At 49.0% G+C, this 22,065-nt stretch carries 17 protein-coding genes; 4 read left to right on the forward strand and 13 right to left on the reverse strand.

Annotated features, from left to right (window positions below; genetic code table 11):
- Positions 1-9 precede the first annotated feature (9 nt).
- From JW881_16820 to JW881_16850, 7 genes are all read right to left on the reverse strand, one after another.
- Entirely contained in the window at positions 10-567 is a 558-nt protein-coding gene (locus JW881_16820; protein MBN1699185.1) for a GNAT family N-acetyltransferase, read from the reverse strand.
- Between the two features lie 26 nt (positions 568-593).
- Positions 594-1,646: a phage late control D family protein gene (locus JW881_16825; protein MBN1699186.1), complete on the reverse strand. Its 1,053-nt coding sequence runs from the start codon at positions 1,644-1,646 to the stop codon at positions 594-596.
- 23 nt (positions 1,647-1,669) lie between these two features.
- A complete protein-coding gene (locus JW881_16830; protein MBN1699187.1) occupies positions 1,670-2,290 on the reverse strand; it encodes a LysM peptidoglycan-binding domain-containing protein in 621 nt (206 codons plus the stop codon).
- 54 nt (positions 2,291-2,344) lie between these two features.
- Positions 2,345-2,791 (reverse strand): phage tail protein, encoded by a 447-nt coding sequence (locus tag JW881_16835; GenBank protein MBN1699188.1) that lies wholly within the window; start codon positions 2,789-2,791, stop codon positions 2,345-2,347.
- Positions 2,792-2,865: 74 nt separating this feature from the next.
- Positions 2,866-4,635 carry a phage tail sheath family protein gene (locus JW881_16840; GenBank protein ID MBN1699189.1) on the reverse strand — a complete coding sequence of 590 codons (1,770 nt, stop codon included), beginning with the start codon at positions 4,633-4,635 and terminating at the stop codon, positions 2,866-2,868.
- A gap of 188 nt (positions 4,636-4,823) precedes the next feature.
- On the reverse strand, positions 4,824-5,252 hold the full coding sequence (locus JW881_16845; GenBank protein MBN1699190.1) for a phage tail protein: 429 nt from the start codon (positions 5,250-5,252) through the stop codon (positions 4,824-4,826).
- A 119-nt stretch (positions 5,253-5,371) separates the two neighbouring features.
- Positions 5,372-6,193 (reverse strand): SDR family oxidoreductase, encoded by an 822-nt coding sequence (locus JW881_16850; protein MBN1699191.1) that lies wholly within the window; start codon positions 6,191-6,193, stop codon positions 5,372-5,374.
- 214 nt (positions 6,194-6,407) lie between these two features.
- Here JW881_16850 and JW881_16855 point away from each other — a divergent pair, with 214 nt between their 5' ends.
- The 4 genes from JW881_16855 to JW881_16870 all read left to right on the forward strand — a co-directional run bounded on the left by JW881_16855 (position 6,408) and on the right by JW881_16870 (position 13,651).
- The gene (locus JW881_16855) at positions 6,408-7,280 is read left to right on the forward strand and encodes an HAD hydrolase-like protein (GenBank protein MBN1699192.1); all 873 of its coding nucleotides are present in this window, start codon (positions 6,408-6,410) and stop codon (positions 7,278-7,280) included.
- A gap of 10 nt (positions 7,281-7,290) precedes the next feature.
- A complete protein-coding gene (locus JW881_16860; GenBank protein MBN1699193.1) occupies positions 7,291-8,553 on the forward strand; it encodes a DUF2088 domain-containing protein in 1,263 nt (420 codons plus the stop codon).
- 28 nt (positions 8,554-8,581) lie between these two features.
- Entirely contained in the window at positions 8,582-10,039 is a 1,458-nt protein-coding gene (gnd, locus tag JW881_16865) for a decarboxylating NADP(+)-dependent phosphogluconate dehydrogenase (protein ID MBN1699194.1), read from the forward strand.
- A gap of 855 nt (positions 10,040-10,894) precedes the next feature.
- On the forward strand, positions 10,895-13,651 hold the full coding sequence (locus JW881_16870; GenBank protein ID MBN1699195.1) for a PAS domain S-box protein: 2,757 nt from the start codon (positions 10,895-10,897) through the stop codon (positions 13,649-13,651).
- A 48-nt stretch (positions 13,652-13,699) separates the two neighbouring features.
- Here JW881_16870 and JW881_16875 read toward each other — a convergent pair whose 3' ends face one another.
- The 6 genes from JW881_16875 to JW881_16900 all read right to left on the reverse strand — a co-directional run bounded on the left by JW881_16875 (position 13,700) and on the right by JW881_16900 (position 22,026).
- Entirely contained in the window at positions 13,700-15,184 is a 1,485-nt protein-coding gene (locus tag JW881_16875; protein ID MBN1699196.1) for an HDOD domain-containing protein, read from the reverse strand.
- Positions 15,185-15,360: 176 nt separating this feature from the next.
- On the reverse strand, positions 15,361-16,221 hold the full coding sequence (locus JW881_16880) for a glycosyltransferase (GenBank protein MBN1699197.1): 861 nt from the start codon (positions 16,219-16,221) through the stop codon (positions 15,361-15,363).
- On the reverse strand, positions 16,211-17,641 hold the full coding sequence (locus JW881_16885; protein MBN1699198.1) for a glycoside hydrolase family 5 protein: 1,431 nt from the start codon (positions 17,639-17,641) through the stop codon (positions 16,211-16,213). Before JW881_16885 ends, JW881_16880 begins: the two co-directional genes overlap by 11 nt.
- Before the next feature lie 149 nt (positions 17,642-17,790).
- A complete protein-coding gene (locus JW881_16890) occupies positions 17,791-19,683 on the reverse strand; it encodes a hypothetical protein (GenBank protein ID MBN1699199.1) in 1,893 nt (630 codons plus the stop codon).
- Between the two features lie 593 nt (positions 19,684-20,276).
- Positions 20,277-20,927 (reverse strand): response regulator transcription factor, encoded by a 651-nt coding sequence (locus JW881_16895; GenBank protein ID MBN1699200.1) that lies wholly within the window; start codon positions 20,925-20,927, stop codon positions 20,277-20,279.
- Between the two features lie 4 nt (positions 20,928-20,931).
- The gene (locus JW881_16900; GenBank protein ID MBN1699201.1) at positions 20,932-22,026 is read right to left on the reverse strand and encodes a PAS domain-containing protein; all 1,095 of its coding nucleotides are present in this window, start codon (positions 22,024-22,026) and stop codon (positions 20,932-20,934) included.
- Positions 22,027-22,065 lie beyond the last annotated feature (39 nt).

Here is a 22,065-nt window from a genome sequence, read left to right on the forward strand (position 1 = left end):
TACCCGTCGTCATGCCTCGACAATGCGCAAATCCCTTGCAAGAAGGCCGAACAACAGGATGCTGTATGCCTCCCCCCCGACGATCGCATATTCCTTCATTTCGCCTTCGGCCTCAAAGCCGAAACCTTTTAACACGGTCATTGTTTGCGTGTCGTCGGGATACAGTTTTATCCATAGTTTCCGCATACCCCATTCCTTTACGGCGGTATACGAAAGCAGCTTTACCGGTTCATATGACAATTTCCGTTTACGCGAGGACTTGTCCATGATGAGAATCAACTCCGCTCTCCGCTGGTGCCAGTCGATCGAATGAAGTCCCGCGATCCCGATCGGTTTTTTTTCTTCGAGCGAATCGATGATATATAATCTGTTTTCTTCCTGAAAACCCTCTTCGCAGCAGGACCGCTTCAGGTTCCGGTACGTGAAACCGAGATTGAGTGCCGGATCATGAATCATGGATGCGGCGATAAATTCCTTGTCGGCCAGCAGTCCGGCGATATCGGAAAACGACTGATTGTCGAGTGGGTTGAGATTGATTACTTCTCCCCGTATTGTATAAAACGACATGCCCGTAAAGCGTTCCTCTCTGCCCGTTATGTTGTATTTCGCGATATATGAAAGTAAGTGAGATATCCCGTCTCCGGGGTAAATACGTGTTTGGCGCGGTTGACATAATATTTACCGGAAAACCTGGTTCCCACTTCCTTGAGAATGACCATGGAGCCGGCCTTTATATTGTAATTTCCTTCCGATTTTCCCAGCCCTTTAACGTAATTCATGGCATTGCCCGACAGTATATCGAGTGCCATATTCCGGGCTTCATTCTGATCCGGTATATCGTCGGCGACGACAACCATTTTTACATCACCGAAATTGTCTTTTACCAGTTTTCCTCCAAGGATATCCCCGTCAAATGGTTTGTTGAGGTCATCGACGGTGGCCGTTCCGACTACCGATTCCCCCTTGTCGTTGTCCCATCCCCTGACTTCCACTTCCGTAACGATGGAGTTGGTGTCCGTCTGAACGCTGAATTCGAGGAGTGTTTTGCCCCATTCCAGGATAATGTCTTTTCCCGATGAGTCTTCCATCCGTTTGAAAATGAGTTTCTTGTCGCAGACGTTCACTCTGCAGTTGTAATTTCTGGCCATTGCCATGATATAGTCATAATCGGTCTGATTATACTGCATGGTAAAAAGATGGTTATGTGGAAGATCGTCGATTTCCGCGCCCAGACCGCACTCGTCCGCTATCTGGCGGATGATATCGGCATCGGTGACATTGTTGAACGCCCTTGTTTTTTTGCCCCTGAAAAGGCTGTGTAGTCCGTTTTTCCCCCGGACGACAAGGATATCATCGGCGTTCTTCCTGTATTGCGGATTGACTCCGACGATGATGCCGGAGATGATCTCCTCGACATCGTCTTTATAGCCGAGATGAATTTTCAATTCCGAACCGTCGGAAAAGTCCTCCGAATCGACCAACTGCCGTGAGGCGTCCGATAAGGTGACGGTGAATGTTGAAGGCATGTCGATTCTTTCATCGATAACGATATGTTTGACGCTGGCTTCTTTTACGCCGGAAAGCCGCGTCCCGTTGATGTAAATGATAAAACAGGGGGTAAGGTTTTTGGTTTCGTTGTCTCCCACCGATTCACTCCGGATTCATTTGTTTAATAAAGCGGCGGAAGCCGCAATATGGTCCCCGGTTTGATATGGAGCGGGTCCTCTATATTGTTTGCATCCGCTATTTCCCTCCATTTTCGGGGATCGGCGTATTCCCGGGCCGCGATGGAAGAGATAGTTTCGCCTTCCCGTAGTACGATTCGTTTTGTGTGATCCGCCGAATGACGGGGGTTTTTCTTGATTTGCGATGCCGCCGTGGAATACTCCTTGAACAACACCTTGAGAATCGCCCTGACCGGCGTCCCGTCGTTCATGAACATGGTAAACCGCTGTATGAGATCTTCGAGTACGCATTTGAATTTGAGTTTACCCCATGAAAACAACAATAACGGCGGTCTGTGTTCGTCGGCGTTCACGTACATCAACTCTTCGATTTGATCGGTGTATTGCCGGACATCGGTTTTTTCGTCCGAGGTATCGAGAAAAAGTTCCATGCTGAGTCGTTTTCTTTCTCCCATCGTAAACTGTACCGCGGGTGAATCCAGACCGTGTATTTCCTCTTCCCGCCATGGTGTTTTCTTTTCGATGATGTATTCTTTCGGATTGAAAAGTACTTCTATTTCCTTATCCGTATCAAGATTCTTTATTACCGCCTTTTCCAGGGCCATTGTTTCTCTCCCTTCTTTCAAACGTTTTTCATCATATAAAGGCCGTCAGTGCGATTATGTGTTGTCGACCTCGATTCCTTCATGGGCGATCTCGATTCGTTCGATTGCCGCTCCCTGTATATTCACACCGAGTTTCGGCCCGACCCATCTGCACGGGAATGCCCGGTAAAAATTCCATCGTTTTATCTCTTTTTTCCCGTCTGTTTTATAAAGAATGATGGAACCGTTTTTCCGTTCCACCGCTTTATCGCTTAAAACCGTGTTCGTATACCATTCGAATAATTCATTGTTGTCGGTAACACCGTGTTCCAGAACGATGTTCGGGTATCGTGTACGGCCGAAAAACTTATGGGTGTTCGTATTGAGTCCGCCCTCTTCGACCTCATGCACGTATGTTTCGGCTTCCAGGCCTTCACACCGATAGAATTTGGCCGATTGTATTCCCTCGATTTCGATGGCGAAATATGCCGCTTGATTGACATCGTTTCGCTCTTCTCCCATATTGATACCTCCTCTTAATGGTATACTGCCGTCATGTCATTTTGGACGGCATTTTTATTCCTACCCCGAATAAACTATTCCTGTTGAAGCGTCACGATACTGTCTTCGGTGTTGGCCGTTAACTTCAAAACAAGAAACTCGGCGGGCCGCGCGATCGAGAGCCCGACTTCGATATTGATTCTTCCCGCATCGACTTCTTCAGGAGGATTGAGTTCGTCGTCGCATCGAATATAAAACCCTTCTTCGGGAATCTTGCCTTTCATGTACCCCTGCCGCCATAGGTCGAGAAGGAATGCGTAGACATGGCGTACGAGCCTTTTTCTCAATAAGCTGTTATTCGGTTCAAAAACGGCCCAGCCCGTTCCCTTTCTTACCGCGTCTCGTATGGTACTGAACGTCCGCCGTACATTGATATACCGCCAGTCTTTCTCGCTCGAGAGGGTTCGCGCCCCCCATATCTTGACGCCGCTGCCGGCTATATACTTGAAGCAGTTTATCCCTTTCGGATAGAGGACGTCGTAAACTTCTTTTTCGATAATCTGTTCGAGCCCGACCGCCCCGCGTATATATTTGTTGGCGGGAGTGCTGAAAACGCCTTCGGTCCTGTCCCCGTATGCGTATACTCCGGCCGTGTGTCCTGAAGGAGGAACGACGAGCGTGGATAGTTTGGTTACGTCTTCGGGGTTGATGATTTCGATGCGCGGGCAGTACATGGCCGCGCATTTGCTGTCAAACCTGGCTCTCCAGTCGATGAGGCCGGCGGCATTGTCGAAAATCGGTGTATCCAAAACGGCGAATCTGTTCCCGATCGCTTCACAATGGTCGATGATCGCTTTCTGAACGATAAAGATATTTTCGATCGCCTTCTCCCGATCCTTCTCGATCAATTCCTGAAATAAAAGCACATCGGGCGATGCGATCAGCGAGATGTCGGCGCATGATTTGAAAACGCCGATGCCCGCGTTGTCATTTAATCCATTGAAATATCCGATAAAATCCGCGGGAGTCAGGTTCAACATCCCGTTTTTCCCGTGTTTCAGATTGACATAAAAAAGTTCACCGGGAAGACCCGTTTCTTTTTCTTCGATCGTGATAAGATGAGAGGCGGCATTGATTCGATCGACAAAGTAATGATTGTCGGTTTTTTTCGGTGATACATACAGGTATTCTTCCCCTTTTTTCCCGTCCATGACGACGATGTTGAGGAGGAGTTTTTCGCAAAACGCTTTTTCCTTTTCAGGATCGATTTTTTTCTTTAATCCCGATGTGAGATAAATACGATTTTTTTCAATCGATTTTACTTTTACGTATTCGAAGTGTTTCTGCCCCCTGAGGCAAAGATAATCGTCTCGTTCGATGTCCTGTGTCGAAGCGACGATGATGCAATTCTTTTCTTTATTGACAGATTCACATCGTGTCGTTGCGTACGCGGTGTGCCATAATTTAATCGACAGGCCGTTCCCCCAAATTCCTTCCGAGTTCGCGCGGATGATGTAGCCGGTTTTTCCGTCCTGATTTTCAAGTTCGTAAAAGGCCTTTGTCGCGAATGTATCGTCCGTTTCCGAGTCTTTTTTCTTTGGGGTATGTGCGATTCTTACGACGATGCATTCTTCTCCGCCGGAATTGAAAAAGCCGTATACCGCATAGGCGAGATATCCGTAATTGATGAACCCGCCGAAGATGTTGAGAAATTGTGAAAAATCCTTAATCCTTGTACCCTTGTTAAGCGGGCCTTTTTCCGCGATCCCGATAAACCCGGTCACACATTTATTGGAAATCTTTATCGGGACAATACGTTTTGGTGCATCTTCAATATAAATCCCAGGACTATTGTAGTTAGCCATATTAATCATTAAAGCTTACGTTTATAACGCTACTTTTCCTCTCTTCCCGGTTTTACGAAAAAGACGTGCCGTTCGTTTTTATAAGCCGATATATACGGTTCAGACGCCGTCATACATAGATAAAGACTGATCGTGTACAAAGAGTAAGGAATTATGTCAACTGAAGACGCTGATAACGACGAACGGGATTAATCCCATTTGGCGTCTTCGTACACTAAAGAAATACTCTCTGTTATCGGGCTGCCGTCCATACTGTCAAGATCGGAGAGGTCCCAACCGCACGGAACACATTCGAAAAGATTTCTTCTGGCGACTTCATCCGTTCCGTTTCGATCGTAGAAGACGATCGATACCGCTTTTCGTTCGGGGGTACCTTTTTCGATTGTCTCCCACCATGTTCGTAATGTTTTATCGCGGGGATCGGCGTTCCGTGTAAGTGTGAGAATTTCGTATTTCACCTTTCCGGGAATTTTTCTGGAATTTCTGTCGATGCCGCCCATATCGTCACTGACCTCAGCTGTCGCACCGAGTCCCGTCACGGAAATGAAGTTGCCGTAATCGATTCCGTCAATTTCGACCTTGAAATTCTGTCTGTTTGTGGTGACATATTCGCCCATATTTCCTCCTCATAGAAAATAAAGAAATTATTTAATTAAAAACGTTTTGATTATACCGTTCAGCCGGCTTTCTGTCAAGAATAATATGTCAAGCCGAACGGAAAACGTGCCGACGGGTATCAGATACTGTGGGTGAGAAAACCGCCGTCAACGGGAATACATGTACCGGTCATGAATCCAGATGCCCTGTTGCTCGCGAGGAGGAGGGTGACTCCCGATAATTCTTCGACGGTTCCAAACCGCCCGAACGGTGTTCTCCCGATAATTGACTTGCCGCGTTCGGTATATTCGCCCTTTTTTTCATCTTCAATCAAAACGTGTCTGTTTTGCTTTCCCAAAAAGAATCCCGGAGCGATCGCGTTTACCCTGATCCCGTACGGCGCGAAATCGGCGGCAAGTGCCCTGGTCATGGCGATGACCCCCGCTTTTGCCGCATCGTACGCCCAGACGCCGGGGAGGGGTCTGTATGATGCCATTGAGGCGATATTGATGATGGAACCTTTAATATGATGCGCCATCCATAATGCGGCACACACCTTTATGGGGACGATACAGCCGGCAAGAAGATTATTATGGAGTACATTTTTGAAATTGTCCATGTTTGTCTGCAGGAAAGGATTAAGGCCGCCGACGCCGCCGACGCCGTTAACCAGGATCGTGGGCCGGCCGAACTCCTTTTCCGTCCGTTCCAGAGCTTTTTTCACCGCATCTTCATCCCCCGTGTCCACGGTCAGCCCATGGACGGATTCGCTTTCTTGTATTCTGTCTCTGAGTCCGGAAACGACATCGTCCATCCGGGTATGAACCCCCCGTCCCCAGAGTGAAACCCGGGCGCCCGCCAAAAGAAGCGTTTCCGCCATCCGAAACGGGATGGCACCGCCGGCGCCGGTAATAACCGCGATATCGGTCTTTAAGGAAAAAAGTTCATCACAGAACGACATACCCATCTTCCTTTCATATTCCGGCCGCTTGAAAGAGGGCCGCAACATCGGTGGTTTCCCATCGGTATAACCCTATCGGGATTCACCGGCCCTGTCAATGATGAAATTCGGATGGCACGGGGCTTCTGCAGGTTTCCCGGCATCTCTCGTTGACCTTTTTACGTATATTTGATAACAATCGTAATCATCAAAGGTGTGTGAAAGGAATGCGGTTATGGCGGATCATCTTGCGGAAATGATGCCGGAAAAAGACTTTTTTGTCGGTATCGACTCGGACGGATGTGTGTTCGATACCATGGAAATAAAACATAAGGAATGTTTTTGTCCCGCCTTTATCCGCCATTTCGAGCTGCAGGCGATATCGAAATACGCCCGTGCGGTATGGGAGTTCGTCAATCTTTATTCAAGGACAAGGGGCGAAAACAGGTTTATCGCCCTGCTTCACTCACTCGATCTTCTTTCCGGACTTAAGGAGGTGAAGGGAAGGGGAGTGAATGTTCCCGTCATGAATGGATTGAGGGCCTGGGTAAAAGAGGAGCAGCGTCTCGGCAATCCCTCACTCAGGATCGCTGTGACACGAACCGGCGACCGGGATCTCGAAAAAGCCCTTGAATGGTCGAAGGAGGTGAATGAAACAATCAGGAAAATGGTCAGGAACGTTCCCCCTTTCCCGCTTGTCCGCGAAAGCCTCACAACCTTGAGCCTGCGCGCCGATTGTATCGTTGTCTCATCGACACCGGTTGAGGCTTTACGGCGTGAATGGGAAGAGCACCGGATCGCGTCGTTCGTCCGTCTCATTGGGGGACAGGAAATGGGAAATAAAGGACAGCAACTGCGTCTTGCGACAAAAAGGCGGTACCCCTCAAACCATCTTCTCATGATCGGGGATGCGCCGGGAGATATGAAAGCAGCGAGAGAAAACAATGCCCTTTTTTATCCTGTTATTCCCGGAAGGGAAGAAGCATCGTGGCAGCGTTTTCATAAAGAAGCGGCGAGCCGGTTTTTCGGTGAAAGCTACGCGGGTGATTACGAACAGGGACTCATACGGGAATTTGAGACCTCCCTGCCCGATGAGCCCAACTGGTGATGGAGGACGGATGCTGTACGCCAACAGGGGATCGATAAACGAATCCCTTACCGATGCCGAGGTGATTGAGGAACTCGATAAAGCGCTTGAAAAAATAGGCGGCAGGGAGAAGGTCCTTGTCATTCCTCCCGATATAACAAGGCTTCATTCCCGTGCCGGATTTATCACGGAATTTATATGGAAGCGCCTGAAGCACCGCCTGAAGGCCATTCTTCCCGCAACAGGTACCCACGCCCCCATGACGGAAGACCAACTGAAGCAGATGTTCGGTGATATTCCCTCAAGCCTTTTCAAGGTTCACGACTGGATCAAGGATACGATTACCCTCGGTGTGATCTCATCGGAGGAGGTCTCATCGATAACCGGCGGAATGACGGCGATGAGCTGGCCGTGTGAAATCAACCGGCTTATTATAAACGGGGGATACGATTGTATTTTTTCGATCGGTCAGGTGGTCCCCCATGAGGTGGCAGGCATGGCCAATTACACGAAAAACATCCTTATCGGGACGGGGGGCAAGAAGGGTATCGACAGAAGTCATTACATCGCCGCACTGTATGGTATCGAAAAAATCATGGGCACACCGGAAAATCCGGTGAGGAAGATTCTCGATGAGGCGGGTTCCCGCTTTTTGTCCGATATACCGATTATCTATATACTCACGGTGATAAGCGGAGACGGTCAAGGAAACAACAAAGTGAGGGGGATCTATATCGGGGACGACCGGGAGTGTTTTACCGCTGCGGCTGCGCTTTCACATCAGGTAAATATCATTCACGTTCAACGACCGCTATCGAAAATAGTCGTATACCTCGATCCCAGGGAATACCGGAGTACATGGCTAGGTAACAAGGCCGTCTACCGGACACGGACCGCATGTGCAGCCGGCGCCGGGATAATAATACTGGCGCCCGGTATCGAGTCTTTCGGCGAAAACAGTATCACCGACGCGTTGATACGCCGCTACGGTTATCGGGGAAGTGAAACCATACAACGCCTGGTCGGGGAAGAGGAACCTCTTGCCTCCAATCTCGGTGTCGCGGCACACCTCATTCATGGGTCGACAGAAGGCAGGTTCACCGTCACGCTTTGTGCGGGGAAACTTTCAAAAAGAGAGGTGGAACGTGTGGGGTATTCATATGCCGCCTACGAATCCATGATTCGTGGTTATGATCCTGAAAGACTGTGCCCCGCATTCAACAGGCTGAATAACGGGGAGACAATTTACTATATCGATAATCCCGGATTGGGATTATGGAAATACCGCGCGTGATGTGCGGAGTGAAAAGGAGAACCATAGAATGATAAAGAAAGCGGATATCGGCCTTATCGGGCTTGCCGTCATGGGCCAGAATCTTGTCCTCAATATGAACGACCACGGATATTCGGTTGCCGTGTTCAACCGTACCGTGTCGAAGACCGATGATTTTTTGAACAATGCCGCGAAAGGGCGAACCACGGTGTATGGGACCCGCAGTCTGGAGGAGTTTATCGGCCTGCTTTCGGTCCCGAGAAAGATCGTCCTCATGGTAAAAGCCGGCGAGGTAGTCGATACGTTTATCGAATCCCTTATCCCCCATCTGGAAAAGGGAGATCTGATCATAGACGGCGGAAACTCCAACTTCAGGGATACGATCAGGCGTACCGCGGACCTCAACGATAAGGGATTGCTTTACATCGGAACAGGTATCTCCGGCGGGGAAGAGGGCGCCCGTCACGGCCCGTCGATCATGCCCGGCGGGAATCCGGATGCCTGGCCGCTTGCCAAAGACATTTTACAGGCGATCAGCGCAAAAACGGATAAAGGCGAACCTTGTTGTGATTGGGTCGGAAGCGACGGGGCGGGCCATTATGTCAAAATGGTGCACAACGGGATCGAATACGCCGATATGCAGATAATTTGCGAGTGTTACCACCTGCTTTTAACAGTCGCCGGACTGACGCACGAAGAAATGCAGGTGGTGTTTGCAGAATGGAACAGGGGCGATTTGAGCAGCTACCTTATTGAAATCACCGCGGCGATCATGGAGCGGAAGGATGATGACGGAAAACCGCTTTTGGAAAAAATACTCGACGCGGCAGGCCAAAAGGGAACAGGCAAATGGTCCGTCGCCTCCGCCCTGGACTTCGGCGCCCCGGCGACCATGATGGGAGAAGCGGTATTCGCGCGCTGTCTGTCCGCAATGAAGGAAGAACGCGTAGCGGCGTCCGGTATTCTCAAGGGGCCTCGCCATATACCGGAGATCGACCGGAAGGGATTCGTTGACGATCTCAGGCGCGCCCTTCTTGCCTCGAAGATCGTCTCGTATGCACAGGGGTTTATGCTGATGCGGGAGGCATCGAAAGAATTCCATTGGGATCTCGATTACGGCGGTATTGCCCTTCTGTGGCGGGAAGGATGTATTATCCGGAGTGTTTTTCTGCAAAGGATAAAGGACGCGTTCGAAAAACAACCTGATATGGAGAATATTCTCTGTGCCGATTATTTTAGGCTGATCATCGATGATTCGCAGGCCTCCTGGCGCAGGGTAATTGCGGCAGCGGTCGAGGCCGGTATACCAGTCCCCGCCCTTTCCTCTGCCCTCGCTTTTTATGACGGATACAGAAGCGATCGTCTTCCCGCGAATCTGATCCAGGCATTACGTGATTATTTCGGGGCGCATACCTATCGAAGGATCGACAGAAAACCGGAGGATTTTTTTCATACCGATTGGACGGGGAAAGGCGGAGACGTCGCTGCCGGAACCTATACCGTTTAATGCGGTTCTCTCACAAACGGCCTCGATGATTATTTAAAACAAAACTATAAGGGGCTATATATCGTATACCCTTCACTCCTTAGGGTGTCACCCCACCACGGCACGGCACACTCGTTTGCTTGAGGTTGATGCAAAAAACTGCGTTCCGGACACCCGTGGAGGGCGGTGGCGGTAAAAATCCGGTTCACAGGGGGCAATTATTGGGTTGCATCGAACCTGTAAGGCCTTGTTTTGTTGAGAGTCGAATAGATAATTGAGTGCGCAGGAAGAAGCATTGAGTGTGCCTTTGTGCCTTATGACGTTTATTTTATAATGAACGTTTTTAATGGTGGGTAGGGGCGGATAATCGCCCCTGGTGAGATTGGGGGTATGCACATTATATAACGCGTCGATTATATTACGATTATTATAAATAACACTATCATCCATTTTAAAACCTTATTTCTGTCGAACGGAGGATCATGTTACTCGTTTCGCACCTGTCATACATAAACGCATTTCCTTTTTTTATAACGTTTTAAAGTGATAATGATTTTTTATCCAGTTTTGTTATAACGGAAGATACCCCCGTCCATCCCTTATACCGTATTCTTTTAATATGATATACTATCTCATCCCTCATGACACGATTCATGTTAGGATAAGTATATATAATAGTCTGTCAACAATCATATTATCACAAATATAATTTCTGTCAAGAAAAATGCAAACAAAAATATAGAAAAAATGAAAAATATAATGATAAAATATTGAGTTTTTGTGGTTTTATTTAAACGTTATCTTCTTTTGTTTTAATTTAGGTTTAAATCAATAAAAACCATGTGACAAAAAATAAAAAATCGAATAAAATGGAAAATGGAGAAAAAACATATGACCGGAACCGGTTTTGAAGAATATAAAAAGAATATCGAAAAGAATTTGTATCTCATCTCCCGTGTCCTGAAAAAAGCGGTAAACGGCGAAGGTATCGGAAAAATCGACATATCAAAAATCGATAACGGCGGTTTCACGGATGTTTATAACGGCGTAAACTCGATGATCGACAAAATCATGAACATCGAGAAAAGGTGTGCGGAACACAAAAAAATCGATGAGGTGAGAATTGAAATTTTACATGAGACCGCCGGAAAAGTCGCTCATGATAATGAACTCATAACGATAATTCTCGGTAAAACGACGAAGCTGCCGGGAATTACCTCATCGGGGTATTTTACCCTCGATGAAAAGGGCAACGCCGTCTGTACCATCCACTCGGAAGAAACCGGGGCTCCCTCGATGGGAGGGCTTGTCGTTTCCAGTGATCTTCTCATGCGTGAGTTTCACCGCAAGGAGTATATTATCCGCAGTCGTCACACGGACGTTGGCCGCCCCGGAAAATCGGTAGCAGGATTATTAAAAGAGAGGGGTGTTGAATCGTTTATATTTTTCCCGTTCCCGTGTGGAGGAACTGTATCGGGTTTTTTCGCTTTCTGTTTCGATAATCCGGAACAGCATCCGGCGGAACCGCTTATCCTTGTACTCAGGGAGATTGTGATACTGGCGGGTATTAAAACATGCCAGATTCATGCAGAAAATGATTTGAGGGAAGCGAATCTCGAACTCGAACAGAAGGTCAGGGAAGGCGACCATGAACTGAAACGCATTAACGAGGTACTCAAAAAGGATATAAGCCACCGGGAAATGATTGAAAGGGCCCTTCGAGAGAATGAAGAACTCTACAGAACGCTTATTATCACCTGTCCCGATCCCATTATCATTACGGATTTGAATTTCAACATCACGATGGTAAACAAGGCGACCCTCGAGATAAACGGCATCGAAGATGAAGATATGTTGATCGGTATTAACGCGATCGAGTTTATTGCACCGCAAGACCGCGAGATCGCTGTCGGGAATGCAAAAAGAACATTGGAAGAAGGGGAAGTGGTTTTTGTCGAGTATACCCTTCTCAAACACGACGGTACCCCGTATCCCGCGGAACTTTGCGCGTCGGCCATTATCGATCCGGACGGAAATCCGCGGGCGTTTCTTGCCGTTATACGGGATTTGACAAGGAGAAAAGAAGCTGAAGAAGCCCTTGAAAAAGAAAAAGAACTTTTTGAAGTCACCCTTCGCTCGATAAATGAAGGGGTCATTACCACCGATATCGAGGGGAAGGTGATTTTAATCAACCGGGTTGCCGAAAAACTCACGGGTTGGAATCAGAAGGACGCGTTAGGGAAGGATTTCAATACCATATTTACGATAATCAAGGACAGGACACTCGAATACAATGGTGAGTTTATCAATGACATCTTGCGATTCGGCAAAAACATCGATTTCCTCGAAGACAAGATACTCCTTTCCCGTGACGGTTCCAAAATAACGATCTCGGGGAACGGCGCGCCGGTTGTCGACAAGGAGGGAAAAATTAAGGGAAGTGTCTTCGTGTTCAGGGATATCCGCGAAAAAAAGATGCTGGAAAAAGAGATATTCAGATCACGGAACATCGAATCACTCGGACTCCTGGCCGGTGGTATTGCCCATGATTTCAACAATATATTAACGGGTGTGATTACCAATATTTCCATCGCGAATACGTTATTGAATGAAGAAGGTGAAATCAAGGATCTGCTTAAAAGCGCGGAAAAAGCCGTCTTTCGTGCCAGCCGTTTGACCAATCAGCTTCTCACGTTTTCCAAGGGAGGCGCACCGGTAAAGGAAAACTCTTCGATCGTCGATCTCATTCAGGAATCGGCGTATTTCTGTTTGAGTGGTTCGAATATCGGATGTACCTTCGACCTCCCCGATGATCTCTGGACGGTTGAAATCGACAAGGGTCAGATGTACCAGGTATTGAACAATATTATTTACAATGCCAAGGAAGCCATGCGGGAGGGGGGTGACATAACGATCACGGCTGAAAACAAGTCGATCAAGAACATGCCTGCCGCTCATAATGCCTATGAAATATTTCTCCGGCCCGGAAAGTATATCAAAGTGAGGATCGAAGACTCCGGGTGCGGTATCGAGAAAAAAAACCTTGACAGAATTTTCGATCCCTATTTTACCACGAAAGAGTACGGAAGCGGTCTCGGGCTTACCAGCGCATACTCGATCGTGAAAAAACACGGGGGATTCATCAGCGTCGATTCCGAACCGGGAAAAGGATCCGTTTTCGAATTTTATCTTCCGGCCCAGGAAACGGAAGCCCGGGAAAACGATGTGTATGAGGAAACATTTCCCCTCTCGGGAGGACGGGTACTGGTAATGGATGATGACGAGGATGTGCGGAAAGTCATGGTAAAGCTGTTATTCAAAATGGGATACTCCGCAGATGCCGTCCGTGAGGGAAAGGAAGCGATCGACATGTACAGGCGGGCAAAGGAGGAAGACGATCCGTATCGTATGGTGATAATGGATCTTACCATACGCGGCGGAATGCAGGGGAAAGAGGCGGTAAAACACATTCTCGAATACGATCCTGAGGCGAAAGTGCTGGTTTCGAGCGGCTACTCGAACGATCCGGTACTTTCGCATTATACCGATTACGGATTTTGCGGTGTCGTTCCAAAACCCTTCAATCTATCCGCTTTGAAGATAATTTTCTCAAAGGTCTTCGAAGAACGTTAAGATAATATCGGGCCGCATGTCTTTGATGATTTTCTCTATGGCATACACTCACCCTGAAGTTTTTTCCTTGTCCTGCTGAAATGCCGTCTTGAGCCGTTCATGGAGAAAATTGATCGATTCACGAGTGGAGAGGTTGAAAAACGTCAGGACTGCCGGTTCCATCTGTTCAAACGTAAGCTGGGCCCGTTCGATATCGCAGAGTGAATTGGCAAGATAAACAGTCGAGACCAGTTCCATGACACTATCGTCGCATTGATCCGGTTCATGATGATAGCGTATCGCGGCTATGAGCTGGTCCGGGAAATGCCAGTGTTCCGCGATACGGGCCCCGATTTCCGCATGATGAAGGCCGATGGTGAACTTTTCAAAGATTTCCGCGGACATTCCGCGTTCGGTCGAAAAATTCTTGATGCTTTCGAGCAGATCCGGATGAAGAAACTCGACCACGACCTTTCCCAGATCATGAAGCAGGGCACTGACATATACATCATCCAGAATTTTCCTGAAATTGAAATTCTTTGCGAGGTGGTAACCGTAAAAAGCGGCCTTATACGAATGCTCCCAGAGTTCTTTCATGATGCCGTATTTTTCGGACAACAGATTCTGCGACCCGTACGAATACAGCAGGTTCCGCATTCCCCTGAACCCGATCATTTTCAACGCTTCCTCGACATCCGTCACCTTGTTCCGGAGCATATACTGCGCGGAATTGACGACTTTAAGCAGATCACCGGTAAGCGCGGGATCCGTTTTTACGACGCGCGCGATCTCGGAAAAAGAGGAATCCGGATTGGAAAGGAGACGCTGGAGTGAGGTGATATGTTCGGGGAATTGCGGTAACACCTTGATTTCATCGACCATTTTTTTGACAAGGGGATCGAGGTTGTCGAGAATAATATCCGACCTGGGAATGACGATTTTCGCGATCGTATCCTCCCCGTCCTTCTGAATGGAAAAGGAATCTTCCGACAGACCGATTTTACGAAGCATAAGAATGAGGATGACGATACCGAGTCCCGCACCCTCCGTCGAATCGATAACGGATTTGAATGCATCTTCCATGGTCTTGAACGACCTGGAATGAATGATCCGCTCCTCGATTCGTTTGAGTTCGTATCCCATAATCGGAACATTGTTTTTCACCGAGAGGGTGAAAAAACTCGTATTCGCGTGGAAAATGACTTTTGTATAAAGGTTTAAGTCCTTGAGTTTCTGAAAATAGGAATCGAGATTACCAAAGACCTGATCCTTGAAATTTTCCATACCCTTCCGGTAATCTTTGTAATTATTGATATTTAACCCTGTCTCATTGAAATACAGCCTTTTCAGATTGGCTTTTCTTCCGTTTTCGGTAAGCTCTCTCATGCAATAGGAAAGCTGGTTTTTTATTTTTTCCTCGCCGAGTTCCTTTAAAAAAAGTTCCAGGATAACCTCGAGTTTTTCACACGTATCATGAGTGAGGGTGTGTGTCGTAAAGGCGAGGGGTATTGATTTTTCAATCGCCTGTTTTATCTGCGCAAGGTCAAAAGCCATTAATGCAATCTTTCTCAACCGGCTGATATCGGATACTTCGCGATCTCATAAAGCTCTCCACTATCAATAGTAATACGTCCACTGCAAAAATACAAGAAATACTTGCTTATTGTTATGATATGTATCTTGTCATTGTATGCGTTGCCGAATATGAGGGGAATGGGCGGACGGAAACGTCAGGATGGGAGTCTTTTTTTATTTTCAATAGTACCGGCAAGACCGATGTAATATTCATATTCATCGTGTTTCCCCCTTTTTCGACACCCCCGGGCATAAATCCTGCATTTTCTTGAGAGTTCTTTTTCCGCGAGGCGGCGTTGTTCGTCCGAAATCCGCGCTGTATCCAGGAAAATCCGGAGAGCGCGGATCCTGAAATATTCAATGTGACCGTATTTTTCCGAAAGCTGATCCGGATGTCCTCCCCGTTTGATCACAAGCGGTTCGTCGATATATCCGACTTCATGATGAGTGGTTATTCTCAACCAGAGTTCGTAATCCTCTGCGATTTCGATATCCTCATGAAACATCCCCTCACGGATAAGGGCCTCGCGGTTTATCATCACCGTCGAAGGCCCGATAATACATTTTTTCAGCGCGTCTCCGAAAATGCGGCCGCTCCGTTTGTGTGTCTGGCCTTTCTGGGAAATGATGTTCCCGTTTCTGAGCCAGATTTCACGGGTATGACAGATCACGCTGTGGGGGTGTGATGAAAAAAATGAAAGCTGTTTTCCGCATTTTTCCGGTTTCCACAGATCATCCGAGTCGAGAAACGCGACATAGGCGCCCTTTGCAGCGCGAATCCCGATGTTCCTGAGAAGACCGGGCCGCCCCGAATGGCGCCGGGAAATCAATGTATGACCGGTTGCCCTCGCGTATTCGATTGTTCCGTCATTGGAGCCGTCGTCGACAATGATAAGTTCCCAGTCACGCGAGGTCTGGTTCTCGACGGATTTTACGGCTTCCTCGAGAAAAGCGAGGCGGTTGAACGTCGGGATTATGACGGAAACAAGGGGCGATGTTTTACGCTCAGCCGCCATGGCAAAATTTTTTCATGATGCCAAGAAGGGGTTCGTTCTTCCGGCAGGATTCGATATCGAATGATGAAAGCACCCGGTCGATTTCCGTTTCGGAGAGGTTTTTGAACATCCCGGCGTAAACAAACTGCATACGCCCGCTCATGTACCCTGAAAGCGCCGCCTGTGCCAGAAATCCCCTGAACTCCCGGCGTTGTGTTTCCGGAATATCGAGCACATCCGCCCCGATATCCGCGACTTCATCGAGTGCCCTGCGCGCTTTTCCCGGCGGAATCCAGCGCATCCAGAAATCCGTTGTCAGTTCACGTTTAGCCCGCAGGATGCTTTCGATCCTCCTCATATATGAGGATTCCGGGTCGAGGGTTAAAAGGCCCATGGTTCCCACGTCCTTGTATGTCCATGCGGTCCAGTGAGCGCCGTATTCTTCGAATACGCCGATCTGATCCTCCATCGCGCGAAGCCGGTCGGGGATTTCTTCCTCCTTCCCATTGTACACGGAACCGAACTCTCCGACCCAGAGGGGGACGTTGTGCTGCATGCAGAATTGTGTTCCCTCTTCCTTGTGAAACATTTCCACCTCTTTTTCCCTGTCCCATTTTTTCCCGCAGATTTCGCCCGGATACGGCCCCGGCCCGAAACCGGCGTCATTGTAATTGTGACTCGAATAAACGAGGTTTTCGGCAAAAGGAGGATCGAAACCCTTGAAAAGCCGTGAAAAGCGGTCGCCTTCCAAAAAAATGATATGGTGCGGATCGATCCGCCGTATCGCGGTCACGGCTTTTTTGTAAAGGCCGTTGATGAGGGGAAAATCGGATGTGTAGGGAATCCCGAACCGCCCTCCGGGCGCGCCCGTCTGGGGTTCGTTCATGATATTATAGCCCGCGACGACTCCTTTGCCTTTGTACCGCCGCGCGAATTCCTCCCACAGCGCGGCGAACCGGTCCTGAAAGTGCGCGTGCGTCCAGAAAAAGGAATGGCGGCTTGAATTGTCGCAGTGCCAGTCGGAGTTTTGCCACCCCTGGACCGCGTGAAGATCGATGATCGCATATACCCCGTGTTTTTCGCACCATCCGAGTGCGGTATCGAGAAGGCCGAATCCGGCGTCGTTATAAACAAAAGGCTCGATGTCCGTTTCAAAATGACGGTAATTGACGGGAAGCCGGACCGTATTGAAGCCGCATTCCTTGATGAACATGATATCCTCTTCCCTGAAAAAGTGATGGAGAAGGCGTTCAAAAAAGAAAGCCGCTTTCGAGGGCCCGATGATGTCCCCCATTATCCTGCGCAGGTCGCACTCGGCGCCCGGATACCCGTTGATGAAGTTTTCCATATTCATCCACCCGCCGATACAATAACCGCGAAGCCGTACCTCTTTTCCCCTGTTATCGACAATCACGTCTTTATTGACCGATAGTATATCCATATTCGAAATCTCCCGTGTCTATGCTTGATAACGCTAATATAGTGAAAATCGGACAAAAAAAAAAGCAAAACAAAAAAAAAGTGGCGATAAAAAAAGGCCGCCCGGATAGCTTCAGGAGCGGCCCGTATGGTAATCGCTATTGATATCCCTTAAAACTCTTCGAAATCGGTATCGAGTGAGTCCTTTTTTCCCTTTTGTTTGAGATCGATATTCACCCCCTCGTCTTTTTCCCTGTCAATGACGGTGATGCCCGTCTCTTCCTTGCCGCCCGTCTTCGTTTTCTGTTTGCCTTTTCCCAGATGGGCGATATGAATATGGGCGTCTTTTTGCTTGATTCCGGTGCCCTGCTTCACGCTTTTCGTGATCAACCGGCTGCCGCCGTTTCCGTTTCCGTCCACCTTGAAAAACTCGACCGTCGCCTGAAGCTGTTCCGCCTGACTCGCGAGTTCTTCCGACGTCGAGGCCATTTCTTCGGACGCGGATGCGTTCTGCTGGATGACCGAATCAAGCTGCATGATCGCCTTGTTGATCTGTTCCGTCCCCGAGTTCTGTTCTTTCGACGACGCGCTGATTTCCTGAACGAGTTCCGCCGTTTTCTGTATATCGGGAACGATCCGTTTCAGCATTTCACCGGCTTTTTCGGCGACCGCGACGCTGGTACTCGAAAGTTCCGAGATCTCTCCCGCCGCGACCTGGCTTCGTTCGGCGAGTTTCCTCACTTCCGCCGCCACGACCGCGAATCCCTTGCCGTGCTCGCCCGCCCGTGCCGCCTCTATCGCAGCATTGAGGGCGAGCATATTGGTCGAGCGTGCGATCTCCTCGATGATCCTGATCTTTTCCGCGATCTCTTTCATGGCGAGTACCGTATCGTCGACAGCCTTGCCGCCTTCCTGCGCGTCCTGCGCCGCCTTGAGGCTGATTTTTTCCGTCTGGATAGCGTTGTCCGCGTTCTGCCTGATATTGGCGCCCATCTGTTCCATGGAAGAAGATACCTCTTCAGCCGCGGCGGCCTGTTCGCTCGCGCCCTGGCTGATTTCTTCAGTGCTCGACGACAGTTCCTGGCTTCCCGATGCCACATTGTCGGCCGCACCCTTTATCGTCGCGACCACGTTCCTGAGATTGTCGGCCATGTTCTTCATGGCCGCGTATACGCTTCCGACATCGACTTTCTTTTCCTCGAGGTGCATGGTGAGATCCCCGCCTGCGATCGTGGCCGCGATTGTCGCGACTTCGCCGGGCTCGGCGCCGAGGGGTTTCGTGATGGTATTGGTGATGATGACGCCCAGAATGATTGCGAGGACGAAACTGATTATGGAAAGCACGATAATGAGGACATTCGATGTGGTCTGAGCGTTGTCCGCCTGCCCCATGGCGGCATTCATGTGTTTGTCCGCTTCGACTTCGACCTTGTCCATGGTGAGGTCGCCTTTTTCACCGTATTCGTCGATCACCTTTATGTGCGTCTGTGTTTCGAGAATATCCCCGATCGCGCCGTCGCGTTCGTCGAACATTTTTAAAGCGTAAGCGCTGAAATCGTTATGTTCCCTTACGATATCGTCGGGAAGCCCGGAAGCGATCGACCTGAACTCTCCATCGAGTGTCCTAAAACTGTTATTCAGGGTTGCCGCGTAAGAGCGATCGAGAATTCCCGCGTATTCTTCGGCGATGGCCTTCTGTTCGAACATGATCGCCTTGCCTTCCATCGACGCGTCGACCCGCGCGTCGATTTTTATGTTGAGCCGCCGTTCGTAATCTTCGAAGCCCGTGCGGAGACTCTCCGAGTGTTCGTCGAAATCCTTCATGATCGCATTCAGGCTTGCCATACGCGCGAGCACCTCTTTTCGATGTCCGATCAATTCAAGGGCATTGTCGGCAAAGGTGGCGTGGTAGGAGTCCGCTTCGTCTGCGAGATCCACGATCGCCCCCTCTCCGTTCTCTTTGATATAGGTCACATAGTTGTCGAAGTCATCGACCGTCTGTTTGAACTCCCCTTCAATTTTTTTCACCTCGTCGAGCGAGTCGGAGAGCATGACTTCGCCCATCAGGTCCCTTCCGCTGATGAGGGCGATCATCGCTTCCATGGCATTGTCGGCGAGGGGGACTTCTTTGTCCTTGATGGTATCGGTCGCGTCCCCGATATTCGAGATACTGATGAAACAGATGACGCCGAGGGTCGCGACCAGAAGGGCGACGACAAAAAACCCGGTCAGGAGTTTCGTCCTCACCTTCATCTCACGTTTTTGATTCATTTGAGACCTCCTTCAATCAAAAATGACGATTTCCATAAAAATGCCGCCCGCTTTTCAGGTGGTATTTTTACTCCCGCGCGCGAGCGCGGGACATCCCGATACGTTCACTTTATCTACTTTAAAGAATTTTAAAAAACGGGAAAAATATTTCCATAAGGGGAAGCCTGTTTTTATTGTCGAAATCCCTTAGACGCGTTTCGCAAAACCTGAGAAAGCGGTAAAAATGTACCTGTCGATGCCGGGCACCGGTCCGCGCGGTTCAGGGACGCGATCGTTCAGGCATATTCGTTCGAGCGGTCTTTGAAAAAAGGAGGAAAGTGAGGAAACATCGTCCCGCCGCATGAAACTTGTTCGAGGGAAAAAAATAACATCAGGGAAAAGACCGGTTATTCTGAGATCGAGGTGAATCCTTCCTTGATCGCGTATTTGACGAGATCCGCGACCGTTTCGATTTCCAGTTTTTGCATGAGTTGCCTCCGGTAGGTTTCGACTGTTTTTACGCTGATATCCATTTCATCCGCGATCGCTTTGGTCTTTTTCCCGTCCGCGATCAGCTTCAGGACCGCGCATTCCTTTTCGGTAAGCAGTTCACCGATGGTCTTTTGGTGCGACATGGTGTTCACATAGCCTTTGATTACGGTTTTCGCGATTTCGTCGCTCAAATAGGTGCCGCCTGAATGCACGGAGGTAATCGCCGAGACGAGTTCATCGAAAGAACAGCCCTTCACCACATAACCCGCCACCCCCGCCTCGAGCATGGCGGTGAGGTAGTGTTTGTGGGAATACATCGAAAGCGCGATTATTTTCGTTTCGGGCGATTTTTCGAGAATTTTTTTGCTCGCCTCGATGCCGTCGAATTCCGGAATGAGGACATCCATGATGACGATATCCGGTTTCAGTTCGAGGGTGAGGGAAACCGCATCCCGTCCGTTCGTCGTCGTCCCGATCACTTCCATTCCGTCGTGCCTGTCGATGAGTGATTTGAGTCCGTCGCACATGATTTTATGATCGTCGACGATCAGGATTCTTATGGCCATACAATCACTCCTTGTCCTCGCCGCCGTTATCCTTCGTGACGCACGGCAGCGTGAGGGTGACCTCCGTTCCTTTACCCGGTTCGGATCGAACGGTCATTTCACCGCCGATATATGAAACCCGTTCGCTGATGCTGAACAGCCCGAATCCGTGTGTGTGTGAGAGCCGTTCGTTGACTTTTGATGAATCGAATCCTTTTCCCCGGTCGCTTACCGTTATCGTGAGGGTATTATCGACGCATTCAAGGGTAAGCCGGGCGGTATCGGTTGCAGCGTGCTTGACGATATTGGTCAAAAGTTCATTGACGATCTTGAACACCATGATGGTGACGATATCCTCGCACACGCGTTCCGGAGAAAGCGAATAAAACTCGCAATGCAGGCCGAAACGGGACTCGAACTCTTCGGCGAGCCATTTGAGCGCGGGAAACAAACCGAACTTGTGGAGGGTGGGCGGGCTGAGTCTGAATGTCATCGAACGGATGTGCGCAAGCGATTCTTCGGTGAGTCTGTGTATCTCTTCGATCTGCTCGAGGATCCTCCGGTCCCGGGTGAGGGTGTGCAGTATACTCAGTTTCATGGTGGAAAGCGCGAGGGGCTGGCCGATCTGGTCGTGGAGGTCCTGGGCGATGAGTCTGCGCTCCCGTTCTTCGGCGAGCGTCAACTCGAAACTCAGGGCCTTGAGTTTTCTTTCATAGGATTTAATGAGCGTTTCGGTAAGCCGTTGTGCGGTCACGTCCTCGAGAAAGATCAATGCCCCCTGTATAGCACCGCTTTTACCCCAGAGGGGAAAACCGTTCAAACGGAAATGGTGCAGACTGCAATTGGTATCGTTTTCGATTTTTATATCGGATTGAATATGTATTTTCCCTTTGAGAATCTCCGCTATGGTACAGCATTGACTCGGGCAGAGTCCGTTCTTGAAGGTTTTGAAACATTTACTGCCGGTAATCTTTTCCCGTTTGACGCAAAAAAGATTCTCGATAACCCTGTTGATCTGGATTATGGTAAACTCCTTGTCGATGACAATGATCCCGTGTTCTTCGATATCGTAAAGCCGCTCGAGTTCGTTACAGGAGAGAATGAAACGAGTCTCTTTCATTTTTTTCGCCTTCACCGTCGCCGCTACAGGGTGTTTCAT

The sequence above is a fragment of the Spirochaetales bacterium genome, from assembly GCA_016930085.1.
In the GTDB taxonomy this organism is placed as follows: Bacteria; Spirochaetota; Spirochaetia; order SZUA-6; family JAFGRV01; genus JAFGHO01.